The 23,984-nt window shown below is 70.1% G+C and carries 21 protein-coding genes and 5 pseudogenes; 16 read left to right on the plus strand and 10 right to left on the minus strand.

Annotated elements, in window-relative coordinates:
* The first annotated feature begins 248 nt into the window (after window positions 1–248).
* Window positions 249–668 (plus strand): hypothetical protein, encoded by a 420-nt coding sequence (locus tag NQU54_RS32300; RefSeq protein WP_167499546.1) that lies wholly within the window; start codon window positions 249–251, stop codon window positions 666–668.
* A gap of 290 nt (window positions 669–958) precedes the next feature.
* Window positions 959–1,501, plus strand: a complete 543-nt coding sequence (locus tag NQU54_RS32305) for a DUF4232 domain-containing protein (RefSeq protein ID WP_257634111.1) — start codon at window positions 959–961, stop codon at window positions 1,499–1,501.
* A 230-nt stretch (window positions 1,502–1,731) separates the two neighbouring features.
* Here NQU54_RS32305 and NQU54_RS32310 read toward each other — a convergent pair whose 3' ends face one another.
* The gene (locus NQU54_RS32310) at window positions 1,732–2,301 is read right to left on the minus strand and encodes a TetR/AcrR family transcriptional regulator (protein WP_079255794.1); all 570 of its coding nucleotides are present in this window, start codon (window positions 2,299–2,301) and stop codon (window positions 1,732–1,734) included.
* 86 nt (window positions 2,302–2,387) lie between these two features.
* On the opposite strand from NQU54_RS32310, the gene NQU54_RS32315 reads away from it, so the two are divergent.
* The gene (locus NQU54_RS32315; protein WP_257634112.1) at window positions 2,388–3,308 is read left to right on the plus strand and encodes an NADP-dependent oxidoreductase; all 921 of its coding nucleotides are present in this window, start codon (window positions 2,388–2,390) and stop codon (window positions 3,306–3,308) included.
* Between the two features lie 272 nt (window positions 3,309–3,580).
* Here NQU54_RS32315 and NQU54_RS32320 read toward each other — a convergent pair whose 3' ends face one another.
* Complete coding sequence (locus tag NQU54_RS32320) at window positions 3,581–4,642, minus strand: Kelch repeat-containing protein (protein ID WP_257634113.1); 1,062 nt, start codon at window positions 4,640–4,642, stop codon at window positions 3,581–3,583.
* 14 nt (window positions 4,643–4,656) lie between these two features.
* Entirely contained in the window at window positions 4,657–5,031 is a 375-nt protein-coding gene (locus NQU54_RS32325; RefSeq protein ID WP_257634114.1) for a hypothetical protein, read from the minus strand.
* Between the two features lie 216 nt (window positions 5,032–5,247).
* Between NQU54_RS32325 and NQU54_RS32330 the strand changes: the two genes are divergently transcribed.
* From NQU54_RS32330 to NQU54_RS32345, 4 genes are all read left to right on the plus strand, one after another.
* On the plus strand, window positions 5,248–6,195 hold the full coding sequence (locus NQU54_RS32330) for an ABC transporter ATP-binding protein (protein ID WP_257634115.1): 948 nt from the start codon (window positions 5,248–5,250) through the stop codon (window positions 6,193–6,195).
* Window positions 6,192–7,031 carry an ABC transporter permease gene (locus NQU54_RS32335; RefSeq protein WP_257634116.1) on the plus strand — a complete coding sequence of 280 codons (840 nt, stop codon included), beginning with the start codon at window positions 6,192–6,194 and terminating at the stop codon, window positions 7,029–7,031. Before NQU54_RS32330 ends, NQU54_RS32335 begins: the two co-directional genes overlap by 4 nt.
* A gap of 64 nt (window positions 7,032–7,095) precedes the next feature.
* Window positions 7,096–8,355: a sensor histidine kinase gene (locus tag NQU54_RS32340; protein ID WP_257634155.1), complete on the plus strand. Its 1,260-nt coding sequence runs from the start codon at window positions 7,096–7,098 to the stop codon at window positions 8,353–8,355.
* Window positions 8,352–9,020, plus strand: coding sequence for a response regulator (locus tag NQU54_RS32345; protein ID WP_257634117.1), 669 nt, complete (start codon window positions 8,352–8,354; stop codon window positions 9,018–9,020). The genes NQU54_RS32340 and NQU54_RS32345 overlap by 4 nt, the downstream gene beginning before the upstream one ends.
* Before the next feature lie 39 nt (window positions 9,021–9,059).
* Here the strand turns inward: NQU54_RS32345 and NQU54_RS32350 are convergent.
* Window positions 9,060–9,239, minus strand: a pseudogene (locus NQU54_RS32350) (transposase); the annotation flags it as partial.
* 169 nt (window positions 9,240–9,408) lie between these two features.
* Here NQU54_RS32350 and NQU54_RS50575 point away from each other — a divergent pair.
* A pseudogene (locus NQU54_RS50575) lies at window positions 9,409–9,591 on the plus strand (IS630 family transposase); the annotation flags it as partial.
* 96 nt (window positions 9,592–9,687) lie between these two features.
* Here NQU54_RS50575 and NQU54_RS32355 read toward each other — a convergent pair.
* The gene (locus NQU54_RS32355; protein ID WP_257634118.1) at window positions 9,688–10,470 is read right to left on the minus strand and encodes an FkbM family methyltransferase; all 783 of its coding nucleotides are present in this window, start codon (window positions 10,468–10,470) and stop codon (window positions 9,688–9,690) included.
* 259 nt (window positions 10,471–10,729) lie between these two features.
* Between NQU54_RS32355 and NQU54_RS32360 the strand changes: the two genes are divergently transcribed.
* From NQU54_RS32360 to NQU54_RS50265, 3 genes and pseudogenes are all read left to right on the plus strand, one after another.
* Complete coding sequence (locus NQU54_RS32360; protein WP_257634119.1) at window positions 10,730–10,876, plus strand: peptidase associated/transthyretin-like domain-containing protein; 147 nt, start codon at window positions 10,730–10,732, stop codon at window positions 10,874–10,876.
* Window positions 10,877–11,323: 447 nt separating this feature from the next.
* Entirely contained in the window at window positions 11,324–12,523 is a 1,200-nt protein-coding gene (locus NQU54_RS32365) for a macrolide family glycosyltransferase (protein ID WP_257634120.1), read from the plus strand.
* A 124-nt stretch (window positions 12,524–12,647) separates the two neighbouring features.
* Window positions 12,648–12,940 (plus strand): annotated as a pseudogene (locus tag NQU54_RS50265) (Tn3 family transposase); the annotation flags it as partial.
* A gap of 25 nt (window positions 12,941–12,965) precedes the next feature.
* Here NQU54_RS50265 and NQU54_RS32375 read toward each other — a convergent pair.
* The gene (locus NQU54_RS32375) at window positions 12,966–13,934 is read right to left on the minus strand and encodes a GlxA family transcriptional regulator (RefSeq protein ID WP_257634121.1); all 969 of its coding nucleotides are present in this window, start codon (window positions 13,932–13,934) and stop codon (window positions 12,966–12,968) included.
* Window positions 13,935–14,060: 126 nt separating this feature from the next.
* Here NQU54_RS32375 and NQU54_RS32380 point away from each other — a divergent pair, with 126 nt between their 5' ends.
* Complete coding sequence (locus tag NQU54_RS32380; protein WP_306279283.1) at window positions 14,061–14,693, plus strand: DJ-1/PfpI family protein; 633 nt, start codon at window positions 14,061–14,063, stop codon at window positions 14,691–14,693.
* Window positions 14,694–15,037: 344 nt separating this feature from the next.
* Here NQU54_RS32380 and NQU54_RS32385 read toward each other — a convergent pair whose 3' ends face one another.
* Complete coding sequence (locus NQU54_RS32385) at window positions 15,038–15,520, minus strand: TetR/AcrR family transcriptional regulator (RefSeq protein WP_257634123.1); 483 nt, start codon at window positions 15,518–15,520, stop codon at window positions 15,038–15,040.
* A gap of 24 nt (window positions 15,521–15,544) precedes the next feature.
* Window positions 15,545–16,534 (minus strand): S66 peptidase family protein, encoded by a 990-nt coding sequence (locus NQU54_RS32390; RefSeq protein ID WP_257634124.1) that lies wholly within the window; start codon window positions 16,532–16,534, stop codon window positions 15,545–15,547.
* 380 nt (window positions 16,535–16,914) lie between these two features.
* On the opposite strand from NQU54_RS32390, the gene NQU54_RS32395 reads away from it, so the two are divergent.
* Window positions 16,915–19,083 (plus strand): hypothetical protein, encoded by a 2,169-nt coding sequence (locus NQU54_RS32395; protein WP_257634125.1) that lies wholly within the window; start codon window positions 16,915–16,917, stop codon window positions 19,081–19,083.
* Between the two features lie 6 nt (window positions 19,084–19,089).
* A complete protein-coding gene (locus NQU54_RS32400) occupies window positions 19,090–20,709 on the plus strand; it encodes an ABC transporter substrate-binding protein (RefSeq protein ID WP_257634126.1) in 1,620 nt (539 codons plus the stop codon).
* A 101-nt stretch (window positions 20,710–20,810) separates the two neighbouring features.
* Here NQU54_RS32400 and NQU54_RS32405 read toward each other — a convergent pair whose 3' ends face one another.
* Window positions 20,811–22,070, minus strand: coding sequence for an MFS transporter (locus tag NQU54_RS32405; RefSeq protein ID WP_257634127.1), 1,260 nt, complete (start codon window positions 22,068–22,070; stop codon window positions 20,811–20,813).
* Window positions 22,071–22,322: 252 nt separating this feature from the next.
* Window positions 22,323–22,721 (minus strand): helix-turn-helix domain-containing protein, encoded by a 399-nt coding sequence (locus NQU54_RS50270; RefSeq protein WP_372506114.1) that lies wholly within the window; start codon window positions 22,719–22,721, stop codon window positions 22,323–22,325.
* Between NQU54_RS50270 and NQU54_RS32410 the strand changes: the two are divergent.
* Together NQU54_RS32410 and NQU54_RS32415 are read left to right on the plus strand one after the other, a co-directional pair.
* Window positions 22,720–23,507 (plus strand): annotated as a pseudogene (locus NQU54_RS32410) (Tn3 family transposase). The gene NQU54_RS50270 and the pseudogene NQU54_RS32410 overlap by 2 nt on opposite strands.
* Window positions 23,479–23,951: pseudogene (locus NQU54_RS32415) on the plus strand (glycerol-3-phosphate dehydrogenase C-terminal domain-containing protein); the annotation flags it as partial. The pseudogenes NQU54_RS32410 and NQU54_RS32415, both read left to right, overlap by 29 nt.
* Between the last annotated feature and the right edge of the window lie 33 nt (window positions 23,952–23,984).

The raw sequence follows: 23,984 nt of genomic DNA on the forward strand, positions 1-23,984 counted from the left end.
CCCAGCCGTGGCACCACCGCGTCCAGCAGCGGCCGGTGGAACAGCATCACGTCGGCCGAGGACCCGAGGCTGGGTTCATGGTCCGATCACGCCCCACCCGGGCGTCGATGCCCGCTCCTCCACCGGCATTCGATGAGAACACTTCCCCGCCCTGTTCTGCTCTCCTCGGGCGGTGACGCCGCCCATCCCATCGGATATCCCGGCCGGTCGCTGCCTCAACGGCAGCTACGGTCGAGAAGGAGCAGGTAATGCGTACCTCTGCACGCCGCACCAGCCGTGTTCTCGTACTCGTCCTCGGCGCCGTAACAGCCCTGGCCGCTGTGTCCGGCAGCGCTTCGGCCGACGGTATGGACGCCCCGTACGCCCGCGCCGCCGCGAAGGTGGCCCAGGACGCCACGCTCCTCGCCTCCAAGAACGTCGCATCGGTCACCCGGGGCACTGGCACGACCTTCGCGGGCGTGTACTGCGTCAAGGTTTCGGACCTCAACGTCAGCGATGATCTGGCCGACGCAGCGATCGTCGCCACGCTCAGCAACTACCGGGGCGAGATCACCGCCATCGGCGCGCCGCATGCCTACTGCGGCAACGCTGCGGACACGATCACGATCGTGACCAGCGACAGCGGCGGCAACCCTGCGGACAGGCCATTCACCGTCGCCGTGCTCTAGCCTCGCTCCTTCGTCTTCGTCGACGGCCCGGCTGGTGTCGGGCCCTCGGCTGTTTGCCACCTACCGTCGTCCGGGGCCGGGGAGGTCGCGGGCCGTTGCGGTGTCGTTCCCGTGGCGCCGCGACGGCTCGTACCGCATGAGTTCTTGTGCGCGGCCGCAGTTGGGAGCCCGGTTGTCCGAAAAGGGTCCTCCGGCACACTGAACCTCCCCCGGGTATCGCACATCTTCAGGTGCGTAGGCGCGCATCGACTTCGCGCGCCGATTCGTATGTGAGGGGAACCCGAAACTTCATGAAGAGCAAGCTGACCGCCGTGGCCCTTGCGGCCGTCGTCGTCGCCGGCACTGCCGCTACCGCCATCCCTGCCTCGGCCGCCACCGCCAAGGCCGAGCCGACCCGCTGTCACACCGCCGACCTGAAGGCCGGCTTCGCCATGGGGGATGACGCGAAGCCGGAGATGGAGCAGAGCGAGAAGCAGACCCAGGCGTACATCTGGTTCACCAACCAGAGCCAGCGCACCTGCACCCTGTCCGGCTTCGCCGGTGTCGACATGACCGGCGCCCAGGCGACCGACGGCACCTGGTCGCTGGCGCGCTCCTCCGAGAAGCCCACAAAGATGACCCTGGAGCAGGGGGACACGGTGGGCTTCAGCGTCAACCTGCTCCCGGTGGCCGGGTCCACACCGCAGAAGGAGAAGTTCGTTCCGGCGAAGTTCCTGGTCACCCCGCCGGACGAGACGGAGCACTTCACCCTGAAGTGGCCGTTTGGCGGCCAGATCCTCAAGCAGGACGGCGCCACCCACCCGGGCACCTACCTCAACCCGATCGGGCTGTAACCAACTGGGCGGCCGCTGAGTCGCCCTTCAGCGTCGCAGGTGGCCACCGCAGCGATTCCCGGGGCGAGTTGAAGCCTCCGGGTGGTGCGGTGGCCACGTCCGGCACGCGACACGCCCGGCCTTCTCGCCGGGGCCTGGAGGTTGTCCGGCACCAGATCTCCTAAGGCCCCGTGGGCAAACCGCGACGACCTCCAGCAGCCATCTCCAGCCTGGTCAAGGCCGTCGCCGCGTCAGCAGAAGGCCGTAGATGCTCGCACCTCGTCGAGTGCTTGTCGTGCGATCTCGCTGAAGTCGTCCTCGGCGGCCGTCCGGCTCCAGCGTTCGAAGGCGATCGTGGAGGCCAGCGCGCCGAGCTCCGCGGCCACGCGAGCGGTCAGGTCCGCGACGCCGCGCCGTTTGAGCGCGTCGGCCATTGATGCGATGAGGGCGAGGTTCTTCAGCGCTTCACGCTCTTGAAGTTCGGGGTTGGCGGCGATCACCGCCTGTCTGCGGGCGATGAATTCGCGGCGTGCGGGCGTGAAGACTTCTCCGCCGGCCGCGTCCAGCGCGTGAGCGACCGCCTCGAGCGGGCCGGCGGTTGCCGGTGCCGCGGCTATCGCCTCGGCGAGCAGTGCGTTCATCGTGCCACCGCCGAAGAGCACTTCCCGCTTGTCCTGGAAGTGCCGGAAGAAGGTGCTCTTCCCCAGTCCCGCGCGCTGCGCGATGTCGATCACCGTCGTGTTCTCGTAACCCCGCTCGGCGAATAGCTCAAGGGCGGCGTGAGCGAGCCGTTCTGCCGCGTTCGGTTCCCAGCGAGCCATGGACGCAGTGTACGGGACTCGGTCCCGTCACTCATGTTACGGTGATGGAACCAAGTCCCATCACTCGTTCTGTGAGGAGTCTGCCAGTGGGCCGAGCTGTGATCTACGAGACGTTCGGAGGCCCCGAAGTGCTGGAGCTACGGGAGGTTCCCGAGCCGCACGCCGGCCCGGGTGAGGTCCGCGTGCGCGTGACGGCCGCCGGACTGAATCCGATGGACTGGAGTATCGCCTCGCGACCAGAGGCGGCGGCGCGATTCGGCATCACCGTGCCGTCCGGCTTCGGGTCCGACCTCGCCGGCGTGATCGACGAGGTCGGCGACGGCGCCACGGGCTTTGCCGTGGGCGACCGCGTCTACGGCGGCGCCCTGGGTAGGGCGGTAGCGGACTTCGTGGTGGTCAAGCCCGCTGTCGATGCGCTGTGGCATACGCCGGAGGGCATCAGCGACGAGGTCGCGAGCACGCTTCCGGTGGCCGGCCTCACCGCTGCCGCCGCCCTGGCAGCGATCGGCCTGCGGCCCGGCGACACCGTCCTGATCGGGGGAGCGGCCGGCGGCGTTGGTGTGTTCGCCGTGCAACTCGCCAGGCTCGCCGGTGCCACCGTGATCGGCACCGCCTCGCCGGGCACGTTCGAGTTCCTGCGGCAGTTGGGCGCCGAGCCGCTGGCCTACGGCCCCGGGCTGGCGAACCGGGTCCGGGCACTGGCGCCAGGCGGGGTGACCGCCGCGACCGACCTGTTCGGCACGGAGACGGCCGAGGCCGCGCTGGCGCTCGGCGTGGCGCCCGCGCGGATCTCCACGGTCGCCGCGGGCCCCAACCCTCCCGGCGGCGTACGCGCCACCGGCGCCATCGACGCGGCGACGGACGTCCCGGAGCAGATCACCGACGCGATCCTCGCCGGCAAGCTCACCGTCCCCATCGCCGCGGCCTTCCCGGTCGAGAAGATCCGCGACGCGGTGACGCTCCAGGCCGGACGCCACGTCCACGGCAAAGTCGTGGTCACGCTGTGACCCCACCCGAATGACCTCACGTGGGCTCCTGATGAGCCGCTCCATGCCGCACCGCGCCTGTGCGAGCACAGGCGCTCCACCTTCGTCGTCGGCGTCATGGCCGAAGGCGCCGAGGGCCACCGGCCCCTCGCCGAGGAACCGGCCGATGTAGTGGACCGTGCGCATCCGCGCCGCCAGCCCAAGCCGCTGGAGCAATAGCGTGTTGACGCTTGAGGCCCGTCCGTGCGCTGTCCGGTCACCTGGCGGTGGCCGTTCCGGTGTGTCGGCTGCTGTCAGTGGCGCAAGGACAGTGCGAAGGTGTCGGTGCTAGCTCCTCCTCCGCAGCTGGGGGAGCCGCCGACGAAATAGGCTCGGCCGTCCAGGTGCGCGGCGCCGAAACCGTGCCTGCTGCCCGGCAGGGCGGTGAGGCTCCTCCAGCGATCGACGCGCGGGTCGTAGAGGGTGACGTCGTCGAAGGTCTCGGTGCTGCTGCCGGGCCGGCATTCCCCGCCCGCGTAAACAACGCACCCGTCCATGACGACGGCAGCACCGGCGGATCGGGCCACGGGCAGAGGCGCGGCGCGCAGCCAGCGACGGGTGAGGGTGTCGAAGACGTCGTGCCGGGTGAGGTTGTCACCGACGTCCTCCACGCGCCCGCCCACGACGTGGACGCTGCCGCCGAGCACCGCCGTGCCGGCGTGGTCGCGGGCCTCGCCCGGCAGCGGCGGGGCCTGGCGGTAGGAGCCTGTGTCCGGTTCGAAGACATGGTGGGCCGATACGGTCCCGAACCCCAGTGACACGGGCGATCCCTCAGGTGTGACGACGCGGTGGGAATCGCGCCCGCCCATCAGATGCAGCCGTCCGTGTACGGCGGCGACCGCGATCGATCCGAGGGCGGTCGGCATGTCCGGCAACCGGCGCCAACGGTCTTCACGTGGGTCGTAGACGTAGGCGTCCGGCTGCGGATTCAAGTGCACGGCGTCGGTGAATCCCCCGAACGCGTACAGGCGTCCGCCCGACGCGGCCACACCCACGTGCGTGAGTGGCTTGGGCAGGGGAGCGTGGACCGACCACCGATCGCGTCGGGGATCGTAGCTGTGGACCGCCGTCGATGCCCAGACGGGGTTGGCTTCACCCTCCTGCACGGTGCCGCCCACGACGAACAGCCGCCCGGCGAGAGCAGCCGTGCCTACCTCCGCCCGCTTGACCGGCAGCGGCGCCCGCGGCTGCCAACGCCCACTCGCGCGCCCGGAGGGCGATCCTGGCCGGGCAGCGGCTGAACCAGCGGTGCTGGACAACGCCGTGGCCCCGCCCGCGCCGGCCAGCACAGCCGCGACGAAGCGACGTCGTCGCATGCCGGGATCCGTCATCATTCAACTCCATTTCCGAAGAACGAGGAGCGCGTCAACCGGGCGCCACCTGCGTGAAGAAAAGTGCACCAGTCGGCCGCGGAGGCTGTCCAAGACCTCTTCGGGTGCCGCGATACCCGCCGGGTATCGTGCGGGAACGGCCCGCGCCTGCTGCGGAATGCGCCCACGAGGGCGTGGTCGCCCAGGACGCTGCCGTCGGCCATCGTGCCGATGGTGAGACGGCCGGGACCCGTGGCCGCTGCGACGCGTGCGCGCATGTCCTCGGCCCGGTCCAGCAGCGCGCGTGCTTCCTTCTCCAGGCTCGCGCCGGAGGGCGTCGGCGCCACGCCGGCGGGACCGCGCTCGTAGAGGCAGGTGTGCGGGTCGGCTTCCAAGGCGGCTCCATGAGGAGGCCCGGTTGACCTTGGTGCTGACCGGCTCGGCGCCGATCACGGTTCCATCGATCCCCGGGGCCGTAGTACCGCGGTACGACCCGCCAGGTGCGGATCAGTCCCCGGTACGACCGAACCGGTGCGAATCGGAACCTAGCGTGGCCGGTGAGGCGTCAGGGGCGACGGACGGGCGCCGGTCTCCGACAGGAAGAAACGCGAATGATCGACGCACAGCGGCTGACCAAGAGATACGGCGAGAAGACGGCGGTCGACCGGCTGGACTTCGCCGTCAGGCCGGGCACGGTGACCGGTTTCCTGGGGCCCAACGGCGCGGGGAAGTCCACGACCATGCGGATGATCGTCGGGCTCGACGCCCCGACCAGCGGCTCCGTCAGGGTCAACGGCCACCACTACGCCCGGCACACGGCACCGCTCCAGGAAGTCGGCGCCCTTCTGGAGGCGAAGTCGATCCACCCGGGCCGCTCGGCCCACAACCATCTGAAGGCGCTGGCGCTGACGCACGGGATTCCGCGTCGCCGGGTCGACGAGGTCATCGACCTCGCGGGGCTCGGCAGTGTGGCGAAGAAGCGGGCCGGTGCCTTCTCGCTCGGCATGGGGCAGCGGCTCGGTATCGCGGCGGCGCTGCTGGGCGATCCGCAGACGGTGATGCTGGACGAACCGGTCAACGGACTCGACCCGGAGGGCGTGCTGTGGATTCGCAATCTGCTCAAGGGACTCGCCGACGAGGGCCGGACCGTGTTCGTCTCGTCCCATCTGATGAGCGAGATGGCCCTGGTGGCGGACCATCTCATCATCGTGGGGCGTGGCCGGCTGCTGGCCGACACCACCGTGGGTGACCTCGTCCGCGAGGCGGGCGGCGACACGGTGCGGGTGGCCACGCAGGACCCGGCCCGGCTGCGGGAGGTGTTGGCCGGTCCTGGTGTCGACATCACAGGCCGTGCCGGCTCGGAGGAGCTTCAGATAACCGGGCTGAGTGCCCGCGAGATCGGCCTGAAGGCGGCAGAGCACGGGATCGCACTGTTCGAGCTCAGTGCGCGGACGGTGTCGTTGGAGGAGGCGTTCATGAACCTGACCAGAGATGCCGTGGAGTACCACGGCTCCACGACCGGCATCGACACCCTCGCGGCCGACGGGAGAGCGGCATGAGCACCCTGGCCGCGCCCCTCGAGGCGCCCCCGGCCGGCCCAGGCCGTCCCGCCTACCGGGTGACGGGACAGCGCGTGCTGTCCTCGGAGTGGGCCAAGCTGTGGTCGCTGCGCTCCACGTGGATCACCCTGGGCCTGGGCCTGCTCTTCCTCGTCGCCTTCGGGCTGATCGCCTCAAGCCGCTACAAGTCGGGGATCGGCTCCGGTGACGTGGATCCGGACTTCGCCGACTCGACAGCCGTGAGCCTGTCCCTCTTCGGTACCAACTTCGCCCAGCTGGCCCTGGGTGTGCTTGGCGTGCTGGTCATGGCGGGGGAGTACTCCACCGGCATGATCCGCTCGACGATGGCGGCCGTACCGCGTCGGCTGCCCGTGCTGTGGTCCAAGGCGGCCGTGTTCGGGCTGGTCGCGCTGGTGGTCGGCACCCTCGGCGCGTTCATCACCTTCGGATTCGGCAGCGGCATCGTCTCCGGCACCCCCGCCGCCATGAGCCTGACGCACGCGGGGGTCGTACGGAGCCTGCTGGGCGCCGGACTCTACCTCGGCCTGGTCGGCGTGATCGGCACTGCCCTGGGCGCGCTGCTGCGGTCGGTGGCCGGCGGCATCTCGGTGCTCGTCGGCGCTCTGATGCTGATTCCGGGGCTCGTCTCCCTGCTGCCCAGCTCCTGGAGGGGCGACATCAGCCCCTACCTGCCGAGCAACGCGGGCGCGTCGATGTTCGCCCTGACCCACGACAGCACCACCCTGTCGCCCACCGCCGGGCTGCTGGTCTTCCTCGGCTGGACGGCGCTGGCGCTGGCGGGGGCGGCGTACCGGCTGGTGCGCCGAGACGTCTGACCGCCTGCACCATGGGCAGGTGACCTCCTTGACGACGACCACGTCCGCCGGCGACATCGGCGGCATGGGACCGCTGGCCGCCCGCCTCTCCCGTGGCGGCCAGCGGCTGCGGCAGGCGGACCGGGCACATCCATGGGTGCTGGACACCGCGGTGGTGGTGCTGGTCTTCCTCATGTTCTGCCTGCCGGACCTGCTGCACGGGGGCGCCGGGGACGGCGACGGTCCACGGCGGTTCCGGCTCGCCTTCACCCGGCTTCCCCTTCCGGCCATGCTGCTCGTTCAGGCGGGCCTGGTACTGCCGCTGCTGTGGCGCCGGCGCAGGCCCATGGTGGCCTTCGGAGCCATCGCGGCCGTGTTCGTCGCGCAGTGGTCGCTGGGTGCCGCGCTGCGCGCGGACGTCGCTCTCTTCGTCGCTTTCTACAGCCTCGCCCTGCACGGGCGGCTACGGCAGCTGCCGTGGGCCTGCGCGATCATGGCGACGGGGATGGCCCTGGTCGCCGTACGCGTATCGGCGGCGGTGTCCGTCTGGGACGCGCTGTTCTTCCTGCTGAGCACGGCGACGGCGGCCCTCGCCGTCGGCCTGATGATCAGGACTCGGCGGGCCCAGCTCGCCGGGCTGCGGGAGCGAGCGGCCCGCCTGGAGATCGAACGCGACCAGCGCAGCAGACTCGCGGCCGCCACCGAGCGCGCCCGGGTGGCCCGCGAGATGCACGACATCGTCGGCCACAACCTGGCCGTCATCATCACACTCGCCGACGCCGGCGCGTACGCCACCGACGCGGCTCCCGAACGCGGCAAGGAGGCCCTGCACCTCATCGGCGACACCGGTCGCACGGCCCTCGGTGAGCTACGGCGGGTACTCGGCGTTCTGCGGGAGGCGTCGGACGGGGCCGTCAGGGCGCCCGAACTCAGTCCGCAGCCAGGTCTCGCGGACATCGAGACGCTGTGCGACGGAGTGCGCACCGCCGGCCTGGACGTGGTCTACCGGACCGTCGGCGACGTGGACGCCCTCGATCGCGGGATGCAGCTGGCCGTTTACCGCATCGTCCAGGAAGCCCTCACCAACACCCTGAAACACGCCGGCGCCGGCACAGCGGTGAAACTGTCCGTCATCGTCGAGGACGTCCGGCTGGTGATCCGGGTCCGCGACGACGGTCCGGCCGGGCGTCCCGGACCATGGAACGAGGAAGGACACGGACTGGTGGGCATGCGAGAACGAGCGGCGCTCTACGGAGGCGACGTCAACGCCGGACCCGCGGCCGGCGGCGGATGGGCGGTGGAAGCCACCCTGGATCTGACACCCCAGGCGGGCGGCGCGCGATGACCACGGTGCTCGTGGTGGACGACCAGCCGCTCCAGCGCTACGGCTTCCGGGTGCTGCTCGACTCCATCCCCGAGACGGAGGTGGTCGGCGAGGCCGCGCACGGCGCCGAGGCCGTCCGCAAGACCGCCGAGCTGCGTCCCGACGTCGTCCTCATGGACGTACGCATGCCCGGTATGGACGGCATCGAGGCCACCCGCCGCATCGTGGAGTCGGGCGGCCGCTCCCGCGTCCTCGTACTGACCACCTTCGACCTCGACGAATACGCGCACGCCGCCCTCCGGGCCGGAGCCAGCGGCTTTCTCCTGAAAGACGCGCGCCCCGAGGAACTCCTCGCCGGCATCCGCGCCGTCGCCGGCGGCGACGCCGTCATCGCACCGGCCCTCACCCGCCGCATCCTGGACGAGTACGCCCGGCACGTACCAGCCGACCGGAGCGACCCGAGCGAGGACCCGCGGCTGGCGTCCCTCACCGACCGCGAGCGCGAGATCCTCGTCGCCATCGGCAAGGGCTGGAACAACGGCGAGATCGCCGCCCGCTTCGTCGTCTCCGAGTCCACCGTGAAGACGCACGTGGGCCGCGTCCTCGCCAAGATCGGCGCCCGCGACCGCATCCAGGCCGTGATCTTCGCCTACGACCTCGGCCTCGCCCGCCCCGGTGCTGGGTGAACTCCGGTGGGGGCCCGGCCTCGGCCGGGACGAGAGGGGCTACCTCCGATCTTGCGGAGTGCTTCGCCTTTCAGGGCGCGGGGAGTTCTCGATGTACTGGTGTACGACGGTCGGGGGCGCCCCTCGGCAGCTTCCGGCGAAGTATGAGCCGGACCAGAAGTGGCCGCCCCACAGGTAGCGGCGCACGTGAGCGTCGTACACCTTGCGCAATAGCCGGGACTTCCTGTAGAAGGCTGCGATGTCGGAGGTCCTGTCCGACGTGCCCCGGTACCCGATGGCGCGGGGCCGCCATCCCCCCCCACGGTGTCCGGCGGGAGGTCGAGGACCTGGAGCACCGCACTGGCGAGTTCAGGTTCGGCTCTGTCCGCCGCCTACGCCTCCGATGCCGCGGAGGCCGTGGCGCCAACCTCATGAGACGGCACAGCTGGGTGAGACTCAGATCGCCTGGGCTGAGCGGGAGTTGGAACGTGACGACCTGCGGGCTCATGGGCCGGCGGATCGGCGATGGACGCCAACACGGATCACGACGCTGATCGGCAGGCTGTTCCACGTCTCCCACACTGCGGAGGGCATCCCATACCGCCCCTACCTCATAGACGGCTGTCTCACAGAGACCGGACTCGCCTCCCAGCCACCTGACCATCCACACGACACCACGAGTTCAACCTCAGTGAGCGCGCTCGCGCGTGGCGTACACCATCGAAGCGCGCAAGACTTCCGGAATGTTGACCGCGCTCTCCGTCGTCACCGTGAAACCCTGGGCGTCGAGAACCCCGAGGACCGCGTCCAGGCGGCCGTCCAGGTCCTGTACCTCGATCACGCACTGCCGCACTCGCTGCCAGTCCGCGGTGTCGAGGCCCTCCATGACCTCCAGCTCCGCGCCCTCCACATCGATCTTGAGCAGGTCGATCGGGCCCTCGGGCGCCCAGTCGCGCAGCTCGTCGGACAGCCGACGCACCTCGGCCTCCACCTCGACGCCGCCCATGATGCGGTCCACTGCCTCGTGGCCCATCTGCTCCGCGATCAGCTCCTTATTGAGCTTCTTCTGCTCCGGATACCGCGTGGAGTTCCCGGGCAGTCCGGGGTAATAGGTGAACCTCACGCGCTCCTCGGGCCGTCGGCCGAGCGCTGCACGCACCACTTGCACGTCCTTCGCGCCGTGGCTGTCCAGGTTCTCCAGGAGCGCCTGGTGGATCGCGGGGATCGGCTCAAAGGCCAGGATCCGCGCGCCCGGGCACTCCTGCATGACGAACAGGGAGAACATCCCCACGTTCGCGCCGACGTCCACGATCCGCGCGGAGTCGGAGAGCCGGATACCGCGTTTGAGATAATCGCGTTCGACGAATACCTCGTGGTAGATGAAGTGGATCTCGGAGAAAAGCGCGTCCTTCGGCTGCGGTACGGAGACGGAGAATCCGTCAGCAACCTGAACTGATTCGAGATCGGTCATGAATGCTCCCTGAGTCGTGATCGCCGTACCCCGTACCCCGTACCCTGTGCAGGTTCTGCCCAAGCCACGGGCCCGCGCCGACCGTTGCCCCCGGCAGCCGCAAGTACGTCACGGACCAGGTCGGACGGGAAGCACCCTTCCTTGAGTGGCTCGCCGGTCACGAGCAGACGCCCGCCACCCGTGGCCAGGCCGACATCGACCTCTGGCACGTGGAGCACAACCAACACGAACGGAACACCATCCGGCCGTTCCTGCTGTGGTGCCCGACCACTGCGCTCACCCGACGTTGCCGCCCTCCCCGGTCCCCGCGCCGTTCGTGGCACTCCTCCTCGTCTGGATCGACGGCCGCGACAACGTGAACACCACCACCGACGGTGACTTCCGCCGGCTGCTCCCCGGCCGATGACCTGGTCAGCCAAGCCATGGCACCCCTACGCCCTGTCCGAGCCGATCAACGACCTCGGTGTCCCCACGACCGTCAGCCGCACCGCGGCGATCCGTCGGCAGGTCCTGGAGGTTGCCCGCCTCCGCCCCGTCGTCGCCGACGCGCTCGGCTACCACCACGTCACCACGACCCCCCTCGCGTCCGAGGCCGGAGCCAGCTGGCGCCGCTATGCCTCCGGCGGCCATACACGGTCACCAACAGGGTGCGTTCCTCGGGAACTGACGGCCGTTGAATGGGCGAGGTGCGACACGAGATCACAGACAGAGGAGTGAGGATGGCCCTATGAAGGGAAGTTGCGGGAGCCGGACTTCGGGCCAGTGTCCAAGACCCCTCCCCGCGGACCGGTGCCCGTGCGCCCCGGCAGGGGCACGATTGTCGACACGCGCTGTCTCAACTAACGTTCGCTCCATGAGCCATCTCGCCATGGTCAGCATCGCCCACCACGGTCACGTGAATCCGAGCCTGGGGATCGTGCGGGAGCTGGTCGCCCGTGGCCACCGGGTCAGCTACGCCATTCCCGACGAGGGCGACTTCGTCGAGAGGGTGCGCGCCACCGGCGCCGAGCCGAGGGTGTGGAAGTCCACGCTGCCCGCCGCCGGGGACGACCCGGAGGCGTGGGGCGAGACCCGGCTCGACCTCTCCGAGCTGTTCCTGACAGACGCGGTGCAGGCGCTCCCGCAGCTCGCCGCGCTGTACCGGGACGACGTCCCCGACTTGGTGCTCAGCGACATCTCCGGCTGGGCAGCACAGGTTCTCGCGCACCGTTGGGGCGTGCCCTACGTGCAATTCTCCCCCAACCTGGTGCCCTGGGAGGGGTATGAGGAGGAAATCGGCGCGCAGCTGGCGCGGGAGCTGAAGTCCTCCGCGCGCGGCCGCGCCTACTACGCGCGCTGGCACTCCTGGCTCGCCGAGAACGGCCTCGCGGGCACCGACCCGGACACTTTCATGGGCCGCCCCCCGCGTTCGCTCGTCCTCATCCCCCCGGCCCTCCAGCCGTATGCCGACCGGGTGGATACCCGCCGGTACAGCTTCGTCGGCGCCTGCCAGGGCGACCGGGCGGGCCAGGGCGTCTGGCGGCGCCCGGCCGCGGCCGCGGGCAAGCGGGTCGCGCTGGTCTCGCTCGGCTCCAACTTCACCAAGCAGCCCGGCTTCTACCGCGCCTGCGCGGCCGCCTTCGGTGGGCTGCCCGACTGGCATCTGGTGCTCCAGGTGGGCAGGCAGGTCACCGAACAGGAGCTGGGCACGCTGTCGGACAACGTCGAGGTGCACTCCTGGGTGCCGCAGCTGGACGTGCTGCGGCAGGCCGACCTCTTTGTCACCCACGCCGGGGCCGGTGGCGCCCAGGAGGGCCTGGCCACCGGCACCCCGATGCTCTGCGTGCCGCAGGCCGCCGACCAGTTCGGCAACGCCAACAGGCTGGTCCTGCTCGGTGTCGCCGAGTGCCTCGACACCGCCGACGCCACCGCTGAGGCACTGCGTGCCGCTGTCCTGCGGCTCGCCGACGACCCGGCCGTCGCCGCGCGGTGCGCCGCGGAGCGGGAGCGAACCGCGGCGGGGGACGGCTCCCGGCGGGCGGCGGACCTGGTGGAGGCGGAGCTGCCAGGCTGACCGGTGCCGAGCCCCTCCGGCGGGGCGGGGGTGACGCCGGTGCATATGAGGCTTGTCCGTTCGGTGATTCCCCTGCGCGGCGGTCCGTGCCTCTGTGCAGTGAGGTGAGATGCCCCTAAGGTAGGCGTTCGCCGAGTACGGGCGCATCGCCAAGCCCCTGCACCTGCTCGCCGTTGTCGGCCCCGTCGACGACACCTACCGACGGCAGACGCACAAGCGGCTCACTGTCCAGGAGCTGTCTCACAAGTCGGCCCGGGGTATCTGCCAGGGTAAGAAGGGGGCCATCCACCGGGTATACCGGGGCGGGATGGAAGGTCAACCAGGGTTGCTGGGACTGGTTTTGAATGCCGTGCCCTGTAGGAGAGCCGCTACATCGGCGCTGCCGTGGTCCAGTTGTGTGCCGAGGGCCACGCGATCGAGCCATGGGGAGAGGGGGCGGCGGTCAGGTCGTGGTGAAGGTTTGGCGGTATTCGCTGGGTGTGGTTCCTGTGGTGCGGCGGAAGTGTTGTCGGAAGTTCGCCGGGGTGCCGAGGCCGCAGGTTTGGCTGATGTGGCTGATGGTGGCGTGGGTGGTTTCGAGGAGTTCGCGTGCTCGGTCTATGCGTGCGGTGTTGAGCCATTTCATCGGGGTGGTGCCGGTTTCGGCAGCGAAGCTGCGTGCGAAGGTTCGGGTGGAGAGCCGGGCGTGTGCGGCCAGGTCGGCGACTGTCAGTGGTTTGTCGAGGTGTGTGAGCGCCCATTCCAGAGTGGCGCCGAGGCCGGTTTTGTTCGACGGTGTTGGCGGTCTTTTGATGAACTGTGCCTGGCCGCCTTCCCGGTGTGGTGCGGCGACGATCTCTCGCGCTATCGCGTTCGCGACGGCCGTGCCGTGGTCGCCGCGCAGAAGGTGCAGGCAGAGGTCGATGCCGCTGGCCACGCCCGCGGAGGTGAGGACGTTCCCGGTGTCGACGTAGAGCACATCGGGGTCGACTTCGACTTTCGGGTAGAGGCGGGCGAGGTCATCCGCGTGGCGCCAGTGTGTTGTTGCGCGTCGCCCGTCGAGCAGTCCCGCGGAGGCGAGTGCGAACGCTCCGGTGCAGATCGAGGCGATGCGGGCGCCGTTGTGGTGTGCCTGACGTAGCGCGGCTGCCGCGTCGTGGGGTGCGCCGTGGAGGAATCCGCGGAAGGCGGGCACGATCACGGTGTCCGCGGTCCTGACGGTGTCGAGGCCGTGTGTGGCGGTCAGGGGCCATCCGTTGTGCGTTTCGACGGGGCCCGGGGTGCGGCCGCAGAGCATCAGTTCGTAGGGCAGTTCGGGCTGGCCGAGGATGTGGAACGGCATGCCGGCTTCCATCGGCAACACTCGCTCGAGTGCGAGGACGGCGATGCGATGTGGCCGGGTGGGGTGTCCTGATGCCCTCGGAACGGTCATGGCAGGAATCTATCCTGGTCGGCCTCTTCTGCCACTTGTGGGTGTGGTGGTGGCCCTGGAGGATCGAGTGGTCCGACATCGTGTCGGACCACGTCGTTTGTTCTGCCTGGAGATGTTCGAAAAACCATGACTGACGCACTTGGGTATCGAGTCACCGTGCTGTTGTTCGACGGTGTTGAGGAGTTGGACGCGATCGGCCCGTGGGAGACGCTGCGGTTCTGGCAGGTGTTGACCAAGCGGGATGTGGTCGTCCGCACCGCGAGCATCGACGGGCGGCCGGTGCGTTGCGGCATGGGTTTGATGGTCACGCCCGATGGCGCGGTCGATGATGGGCCGAGGCCGGACCTCCTGGTTCATCCTGGCGGTGCCGGAACCGATCTCCTCCGGGCCGACCAGGGGCACTTGTCACGGCTGCGGTCTCTGGCGGCCGGGGGCACGCTCTTGGCGTCGGTCTGCAACGGTTCCCTGGTCTTGGCGGCGGCCGGGCTCCTCGATGGGCTCCCCGCGACCTCTCACTGGGGTGTTCTCGATGAGCTTGCGTCGCGGTACCCGGGCGTGGATGTGCGCACCGAGCAGCGCTGGGTCGACGCCGGACACATTGTGACCAGCGCGGGCGTGTCCGCCGGGATCGACATGGCGCTTCATCTCGTGGACCGCCTCGAGGATGCCGAGATGGCCCGGTCGGTGGCTCACGCGATGGAGTACCCGTGGTCACCCCAGACTCCCGTCACCACCCCGGTGGGGAACGGCGAAGCGTGACCGGGGAACGCGAACAGTGGCAGCCATGACGGCCCGTGACGGCCGTGTCAGCCACCGCGATCGCACTGGCAGGATGCTCCTACCGTACGCGGCCCCCACGTCGTCTGCCGAAAGCCGCTCTCCGGCGGCATGTCCGCGGCAGAGGCGTGGGCGGCAGGGCCGGACGCCGAGGGGCCGGCCGAGTGCCCGGCCACGGCGGAGTCGTCCTCCGTGCCGAAACGGGGGTCGTCACGCTGGACACCGCGGCCGCCTCGTTCCTGATCGAACTCGGCCGGGCAGATGCCGATGACCGGACCGCTGGTACCGGCCGGAAGCGGAGTTGCCGTGCGCCTGGCTGTCGTGTGTCACCCGTCGGCGAGGCGCTGGATGGTGGTTCTCAGCCAGGTCTGGAGATCGGCGGGGTCGCCGAGTTCGGAACGCAGGACCCGGCGGCGGGTCGAGACGCCGAGCACGAAGGCGTCGATCGCGGCGGCTCGGCTGCGGGCCTCCGTATCGTCCAGGCCGCTGTCGCGCAGGTAGCGGTGGAGCGGCTCCAGTGAGTTCGTGTCGAGGAAGGCGGCCAGCGCCTCCGCCGCCTCCGGGCGTTCGCCGGACGCGCGTTGCAGTACGAGCAGCGGGTCCTGGCCGGGTGCGCCGAACCAGCGCTGGACGATGCTCGCCGCGAGGCGCGAACCCAGTGTGGAACGTCGCCGTCGAAGGAGGTGGAGACCGGGATCTCCACCCGGGCCGCCGCCAGGAAGAGGCCGTCCTTCTCGGCCCGTGGGCGCCCGCTGTCGGACATCAGCTGGAACAGCCCCGGGCGCACGTTCTCCGCGAACCGCCGCCACCGGCCTTCTGGTGCCTGAGGGAACTCAGCCTTCCGCGACCGCCGACTCAAGCAGGGAAAGCGTCCGGTTGTCCGCGTCCACGTGTGCGCGGATGCCGAGAGGCAGCGGCAGGTTCGGCGAGGTGTGGCCGAAGTCGACCTGGGCGAGAACCGGGATGTCACGCTGCGCCAGGACATCGAGTACCACGTCGCGTAGATCTGCGCGCTCTCCGCCACCCTCGTAGGGCGTGACCTCGGTCGGGATGCCGACCACCATGCCCGCGATCCGGTCCAGCACACCGGACAGCCGCAAGGCATGCAGGTCGTTCCAGATCCGCGAGACCGGCCGCTGCACCTCCTCCCAGAACAACACGGCGCCCTCGAACCGTTCGGCGGCCGGCGCGAACGGTGTCCCCTGAAGCAGAACCAGGCGGTTCAGCAAACCGCCGAACAGCGGTCCCTGCGCGCGGCCCGGCCGCCAGGTTTCCCAAGCCCCCATCGCCGGCAGGACGCCCGGCGCCTCGGCCTTGGTGAGCACACGGGTGTAGAGGTCGACGAGCTCGGAGCGGCGGGCCTCGTCGCCCAGCGTGTACCAATCGCCACCGAAACCGTGGGTGGCGATGTCGGCGTGGAAGCCGACGAGGCCGGTCTTGGCGTGCAACGCCATGTGCAGCAGCGAGATATCGCTGTAGCCGAGGATCGGTTTCGGGTCGGCCCGGATCGCGTCCAGATCGATCAAATCGAGATAGCCGATGGTCGCCTGTCCACCGGTATGCGCGACGATGGCCCGCACCTCCGGGTCCCGGAGCAAAACATTGAGTTCATCGGCCTGCTCCGCCGGAGTGCCCGACGCCCACCAGCGATTCCGCGCCGGGTTGACCATCGGGCTGACCCGCACGCGGAAACCCATCCGCTCGAGCATCGCCACACCGCGGGCGAGCAGTGGTTCCTCACCCGGCTCGAGCTGGCCCGAGGGCGCGGTAACGACCACGAGGTCGCCGGAACGTAGCGCGCGGGGCCAAAGGATCGCAGGCATGGGGCCTCCTCCTTGTTGATCAATAATGCCGAGCAACAAGGTCCGTCCCGCCGATATTCCGCCTCACCGACGTGATCAGTTCAAGCCCCGAAACCCCGGCTGGGCCCACCGACCGCCTCCACGCGGACAACCCAGGAAGGACGGGTGCCGATGACGGGTTCGTCAGCACCCCGAGGACTCCTTCGACTGTGCAGCACTACTGCGGGGTCGCCGGACCCACCACAGCCAGCCGACGGAGACGGACCACCACAGCTCTGTCAACTTCCCCGCGGGTATTTATCCTTGTCCGTAAGAATCGCTGATTTTTTCCATTACTCTTTCCTGACCCATCATCACCATCCGCCCGACCCAGGGCGGGACACTCCACGGGGGAGGAGTCCGTGTGTGAAGACCTGGGCTTCGAGAAGCTGCTCGGCGAGGAGGGTTTCTTCGCCTGTCTGCTCGGGCGGTCGCCATCGGGCGCCGGCCGGGGACCGCTGTACGGCCCCGACCTGCCGGTGGTGCTGCTCACCGGCGGTCCCGGCATGGGGAAGGGACGGCTGCTGCGCGCGGTGCGGGACCACTTCGCGACGAAAGTGCCGGTGGTCTACCTCGACTGCGGTTCACCGGTGTACGCGGACCGGGCGGAGCCCGAGCCGGGCGCCCGTGCGGCCGCGACCGAGGCCCTGGTCGAGATCGCCCGGCGGCTGTGCACCTGGCAGGGGACGGGCGGCCCGTTCGCCTTTCCCCGGCTCTTCGCCGGCCTGGCGGTGATCGCGACCGGCGCCGCGGACGGCACCCCCGCGGCGGTCGCGACGGAGATCGAACGGTACGAGGGGCTCCCCCAGAAGCGGCGCCTGCCCGGTCTGCGGACAGGTGACTTCTGGAAGGGAATGGTCTCCGGGTCCATCCAGAACCTGCTGGCGGCCCTGGCGGGGCAGGCGCTCGACCCGTACTCCGCGGCGGTGAGCAACGCGCTGCTGGACGCCCTCTTCCAGTCCTTGGCGCCCCGGGGCCGGGTGGAACTGGAGCGGATCTACGGCGGGTATCCCGGCGCGGCCGGCCAGCCCCAGCACGGGCTGCGGAATCTCGCCGCCGACTTCCAGGCGCGCGGCGAGGCACGGGAGCTGGCGGAGGGCTTCCTCTTCCGGGCGCTGCGCGAGGATCTCGAGGCCGCGTATGCCTCGGCGTCCGGCTGGCTGCGCCGGGTGGGCCGTCCGGGGCTGCTGCTGGACCACGCCGAGTCGCTGCTGGGCGAACGGCTGCTGCGTGCCGTGCTCACCGACCGCCGGGGCGGGCAGCGCGACCGCGTGGTGATCGTGGGCACCGCGCGCCGGGCGGACGGCGGCGCCTTCCTTTACGGCGGTCTGCCGCCGGAGGAGGTGGTGCCCGCGGCGGAGTTCCGTCCCGCCGACGGCGGCCCGCCCGCCTGGTCGCGCGCCGGGGACGGCAGACCGGACCGGGCTCCGCTGGCCGGCGGGGCCCTGCTGCTGCGGATGCCCTTCCTCACCGGGGACCAGCTGCGCCGGGAGACCGAGCGCAGACAGACGCGCGTGGAGCCGGAGGGCGGCGCGAACCGCCGGCGTATCGACGCCGCCGTGGCGCGGCTGAGCGGCGGACGGCCGCATACGGTGATCCGGCTGGCCGCCGCCGCGGCCGCCTTCCGGATGCCCCCGGACGCCAACGACCGGGACGTGCTGGAGGCCCCGCTGCGGCTCCCCGGCGACGGCGCCCCGGAGCGGCCGGTGGCCGAAGTGCTGCTTCAGGAGCTGCTCATGGACCAGCTGCCGGTGAAGCTGCCGACCGAGCACCGCGACGAGTGGCTGGATCTGCTCACTCATCTGTCGGTGGCACACGACGAGGAATGCGCCGACGTCCTGCTGCGCCATCATCAGTCGGGCCATGTGAACCGCTTGACCGCCCACCAGGTGGCGACGCTGCTCACCGACACCGGATGGCCCCGCTGCGGACGACACTTCATCGGGGACTTCGGACTGCGCCAGATGCTGGTGCACCGGCTGTACGGGCTGCGCCCCGGTGGCGCCGCCTGGTACGCCGACCACCACCTCCTGCGGGACCATTACGGGCGAGGGGCGGCGGACGGGGAACCGCCGGGCGGAGAGGCGTTCGGCTCGGTCGTCACCCACCGTATGAACCACCATCTTGTGTCCGGCGGTGCGGACGATGTGGCCGGCCATCTGGCCGCCACGCTGCCCGGACGCCCCCGCGAGTGGTGCGCGGAGCTGCTGGAGATCGCCCAGGCGCCGTATCCGGGTGGTGCGGACGCCCGGCGGGAGCGCGCCCAGGGCCTGGTGGTGGCGACCGGACCGGCGCTGCGCCGCACCGTCGACCAGCTGCTGCACGCGGTGTGGCTGTGCGAGGAACGGACCAGGCCGACCGGTCAGGAGACGGCCCGCACCTTGGCCCAGCTGCTGGGCCTGCTCTCGATCATGGAGTTCGAGGGGGCGGGGCAGCTCGGCAAGGTGGCCACTCAATGGAGCGATCTGGCGGCGAACGAGCAGCCGTTGCTGCGCTGCGCATGTACCGAGCAACTGGGTCGAAGGAGGTAACGGGGGATGCCCAGGTGGAAGAAGATCCTCTATGCCCTGCTGACGGTGGGGGCGGTCGCGGTGTGCTTCTGGCTCGTCTGGTCCTTCGTCCAGAAGCCGGACACCTGTGCCGACGGGGTCGAGCGGACCGGTGGCGAGTGCATAGGCGTCAATGGGGAGGGCTACGACTTCGGCACGCCCGAGATCCACGAAGTGTCCCGGGCCATCGCCGAGGAGAACAAGAAGATCGACGGTCGCCCGCATGTCACGGTGGCGCTGATGCTGCCGCTCCAGGCGGACAAGCCCGCGCTGCGCCGGCAGATGCGCAGCGACCTCCAGGGCGCGTATCTCGGGCAGCGGCAGGCGAACGAGGGCGAGGGGGAGCCGCCGAAGATCCGGCTGGTGCTGGCCAACCCCGGACGGGCCTACAAGCAGCAGCAGAAGGTCGTGGACACCCTGCTGCGGATGGCCGACTCGTCCAAGGACCGGCTGCGCGCGGTCACGGGCTTCAACCTCAGCCTCGATGACACGCGGGAGGCGGTCGAGCGGCTGACGCAACACAAGGTCCCGGTCCTCGCCTCGCGGATCAGCGGGGACGAGATCGCGAACGCGGACCGCACGGACGGGACGGCGAAGCCACGCTTCCCCGGTCTGGCCCGGTTGATCCCCACCAACCACGACGCGGCCCAGGCGCTGGCCAACTTCAACGGCGAACGGGGCCGGCAGAACCGCAAGACGGTGCTGGTCTACGACAAGCGCAGCGACGGCTACAGCGAGTCGCTGGCGAAGGCGTTCAGCGGCATCGAGGAGCAGGGCCCGCCCGGCCCCGCCGCGATGCCCTTCGAATCCCCGGCCATCGACGAACCGGGCTCGACCGGCAACCAGTTCGCCCAGACGGCCAACAACATCTGCGACTCGGGCGCCGACACCATCTACTTCGCGGGCCGCACCCTGCATCTGCGGATCCTGGCGCTCAAACTGGCCCAGATGGACTGCGAGAACCGGCACTACACGATCGTCAGCGGCTCCGACGCGGCCTCGCTGCGGCAGGACATGACCGAGAAGGACTGGCAACAGCTGCGCGGTGAGGGAGGCAAGGCCAAGGTGACGGTGCAGTACGCCGCCCCCGCGCATCCGGACGCCTGGCGCACCGAGCTGGCCGACTGGAAGAAGGAGTGGACCGCCCACCACGACCGCGAACCCGCCAAGGAGGAGCTCCCGCAGTACCTCACCGAGCCCAAAGCGGCCCTGGACACGCTGAAGAAGCGCATCGAGACCACCCGCGACGAGGACATCGAGCTCGGCTCCACCCCGAGCCTGGAGGACTCCCGGACGATGCTGGTGTACGACGGCCTCATCACCATCGGAAAGGCGCTCCACCAGGCGCAGGAGGGCAGCGCCGAGGCGGCGCCCAGCCGTGCGGACGTCGGCGCGCAGTGGCCGCTGCTCCAGTCCCGGCACCGGGTGCAGGGCACGAGCGGCCTGATCTGCCTGACCAGCAGCGGAAACGCATACGACAAACCGGTCGCGGTGGTCGAGCTGGATCCGGGCCGGGAAGGACTTGGCAAGCTGAAGTTCGTCGGCCTGGGCTGGCCCACCGGCCAACCCCAGCCGAAGAACTGCGTGATTCCCAGCAGCGCTCCCTGAGGGACCGGTTGGCTTCCCCCGGACCGTGGGGGGCGTTGCGATCAGGGGCGACCGAGGCCGGGGGCGTCCGACCGCCCTGCGGCCTCGCGCCGCACCGAAAGTCAGGACTCGGTGCTCCGGCCGGGTCGGTGCTCCGGGGGGATCGGTGTTTCTGCGGAGGTGGTCAGGCGCACGAGCAGGCCGTAGCCGGTTGCCATGACGAGGGCGAGGGCGAGCACGGCAGGTCCCAGGGCGGTCGCGCCCAGGTGCTGGATGAGCAGTCCCATCCCGGCTGGGAGAACAGCGGCACCGATCTTGGACGCGGCGACCTGGAAGCCGATGGTCTTGTCCGCGTGGTCATGCCCGACTCGTCCGGCCGTTGTGAGGGTGAGCAGGGGGAAGATCGGCGCTGCCGCGAGTCCGAGGACCAGCATGCCGGCGAGGGCGAGGACCGCCGGTCCGGGCAGAGCCATCATGGCCGCGCCGCCGCCGATTCCCCCGACGGCGCAGGAGAGGACGCGTGCCGCACCGACGCGTTCGGCGATGGGACTGAGGATGACTCGGCCTATGAACATGGATGCCCAGAAGCCCGACACCGCCAAGCCCGCGGTCTCCGGCGGGAGCCCGCGGCCCGTGGTGAGGAAGACGTAGGCCCACAGCCCGGTGCCGGATTCGATGCCGATGTGGATGGCGAAGACTGCCGCGCTCAGCGCGAGGACATACCGGCGTGGTCCGGCTGGGCCGCCGAGGCCGCTCACCGGGGCTGCCGCGTGCCTACGGACCGCTGTCGCCACAGGGACGTCCGGGCGGGCGGCCCAACGCTGCCCGTTTCGCAGGAAAGCGCAGGCGAGCGTCATCTGCACCGCGGCGATGATGGCGTATGCCCATCGCCACCGCATGCCGGAACTCAGGGCGATGCCGACCGTCGCTGGTCCTATGGTGGCGCCCAGCCCGTAGCAGGCGTGCATCCAGGTGATGTGACGGGCGCCGAAACGGCTTGCGGCGTAGGCGTTGAGGCCGGAGTCGACCGCGCCCGATGCGAGTCCGAGGACGACAGTCGCCGCCACCACTGCCCACAACGACGGCGCGAGACCGTAGCCGAGCAGGGCGACCACGGACAGGACGGTGCTTGCGGACAACAGCTGGCCGATGTGCATGCGGGCGAGAATGCGCCCGGTCATGGTGCTCGACAGCACCGCCGCGGCGACCCCGAACGGCAGGAGCAGCCCCAGCGCTCCCAGGGGCTGGTGGAAATCGGCGCTCATGGAGGGCCAGAGGATGCCGAGCACGCCGTCTGGCAGCGCCATGCTCACATAGGCCAGGCAGACGAGAACAACAGGAAACATGGAGTAGTAGCCCTTCGGGCCGCAGGCACGACTCATCCCACGCCCGATGCGGGCTGATGAGCCGAGGGGAAACGCGAATCAGGCGACGCCACCAGGGACGTCGCCGCGTCGTGCCGCGGAACCGAGCGGCACGCGACGACAGGTCACAGCCGAAACCACGTCAGCGCGTGCGGGGTTGCCCGGGTACCCCATCTCCACCCATGCCTGAACCTCCGGCCACTGAGCATACTCCCGAGGTGTCAGCGACGGTTCTGTTCGTCCGATCCCGTCGGGTGCCGAGCGCTCATGTCATCGTGGCAACGACCCGCGACCTCCGACTCCACCCCGGGCCGGTGGGTCCGCGGAATGAACGCGTTCACCGGTCCACGAGGCTGCGCATATGCGGCAGTGCGACGGAACGGAGCAGCGCGGTCCGGGACAGGGAATGCGCGGCGAGCTCGAGGACCGGACCGGACCGGCACGGTAGACGCGGGTCTCGTCCTGCACCGCGAAGTCGCGGTAGACGAGCATCTGGAGCAGCCGGTGCGCGGTTGACTGTGCGACCCCGAGCCGCTCGGCCGCCTCGGCGACTCTGAGCGAGCCCTCGAACCGGAGCATCGTCGCGAGCCGGAGGGCATGGTCGACGCTGGCGATGGCGTACGTCGGCGGAGTCTTCATGAGCAGCCTTTCCGCACAGCGGAATAGCATGTTCTGCTGTCGCCTCGAGGCTCACCCTGAAGCACATGACCGTCACCGAAAGCCCTGTGAAGCCCTGGTCATTCACCGCAGCGATCCGCACTCGAACTGGAAGGGCCTGACCTTCTACCGGCCCAGCAAGAGCACGGAGTACGTGCATATCGGCGCCCTGTTCGGCGAGGCCGGGAAGAACGTCATCGACTGGGACTTGGTCGAGTCCCCGTTCCGGCACCTGATGCGGGTGGCCGTCTCCGTGCGTGAGGGTGTCATCTCCGCGGCGACGCTGCTGAAGCGGCTGCGCTCCGGGTCGCACAAGAACGCCACGTACACCGCCTTCCGCGAGGTCGGCCGCGTGATCCGCACCGTGCAACTGCTGCGTTATCTGACGGACGCGCCGCTGCGTCGGCGGGTGACGGCGGCGGCTAGCAAGGTCGAGTCGTTCAACCGGTTCTCCCAGTGGGTTGGCTTCGGCAACCGCGGCGTCATCGCCGACAACGACCCCGTCGAGCAGGAGAAGGCGACGAAGTTCAACGCGCTGCTCACGAACGCGGTGGTGTTCCACAACGCTCTGACATCGCGGAGATCGTCCGGCAGATGCTGGAGGAGGGCTGGGAGATCGGCCCGGAGGACCTGGCCCACATCTCGCCGTATCTGACCGAGCACATCCAGCGGTTCGGCGAGTACTCAACGCATGAGCTCGGTATCCAGCCCGAGACGTACGACCCGAAGCTCGATGTCGACTTCACCCCGCTGCGCGACCAGGACCTGCCCGCTGCCGGCTTCGGGCAGGCTGCCTGACCTAGCCGCGGCCGGGTCGGCATCACGAAGGGGTCTGGTGAAGGACGCCGTGGACGAGGCCGTGCACGGGCTCGACCAGCGGGTCGCGGCTGCGTGACGGAAAAGGTGCCGCTGCTCGGCGCCGAGGGCTACCACGCGCTGTGGAACGCGCGGGCGCGCACGGCGGCCCGGACGGGCCTGCACATGGCGCGGATTGAGCACCTGCTTAACCGGTACGGCTCGATGACGGAGGAGCTGCTGGACCTCGTCGCCGCCGATCCCGGACTGGGCGAGCCGATCGCCGCCGCGGAGGACTATTTGCGGGCGGAGATCGTGTACGCGGCGTCGCACGAGGGCGCCCGGCATCTGGACGACGTGCTGACGCGGCGCACCCGGATCTCCATCGAGACCTTCGACCGCGGGACGCGCTCCGCGCGCGAGCGCGCGGAGCTGATGGCGACGGTCAGTGTGCCACCGGGCCGGGCGCGAAGCCGCGCG

The sequence above is a fragment of the Streptomyces malaysiensis subsp. samsunensis genome, from assembly GCF_024519315.1.
GTDB lineage: Bacteria > Actinomycetota > Actinomycetes > Streptomycetales > Streptomycetaceae > Streptomyces > Streptomyces malaysiensis.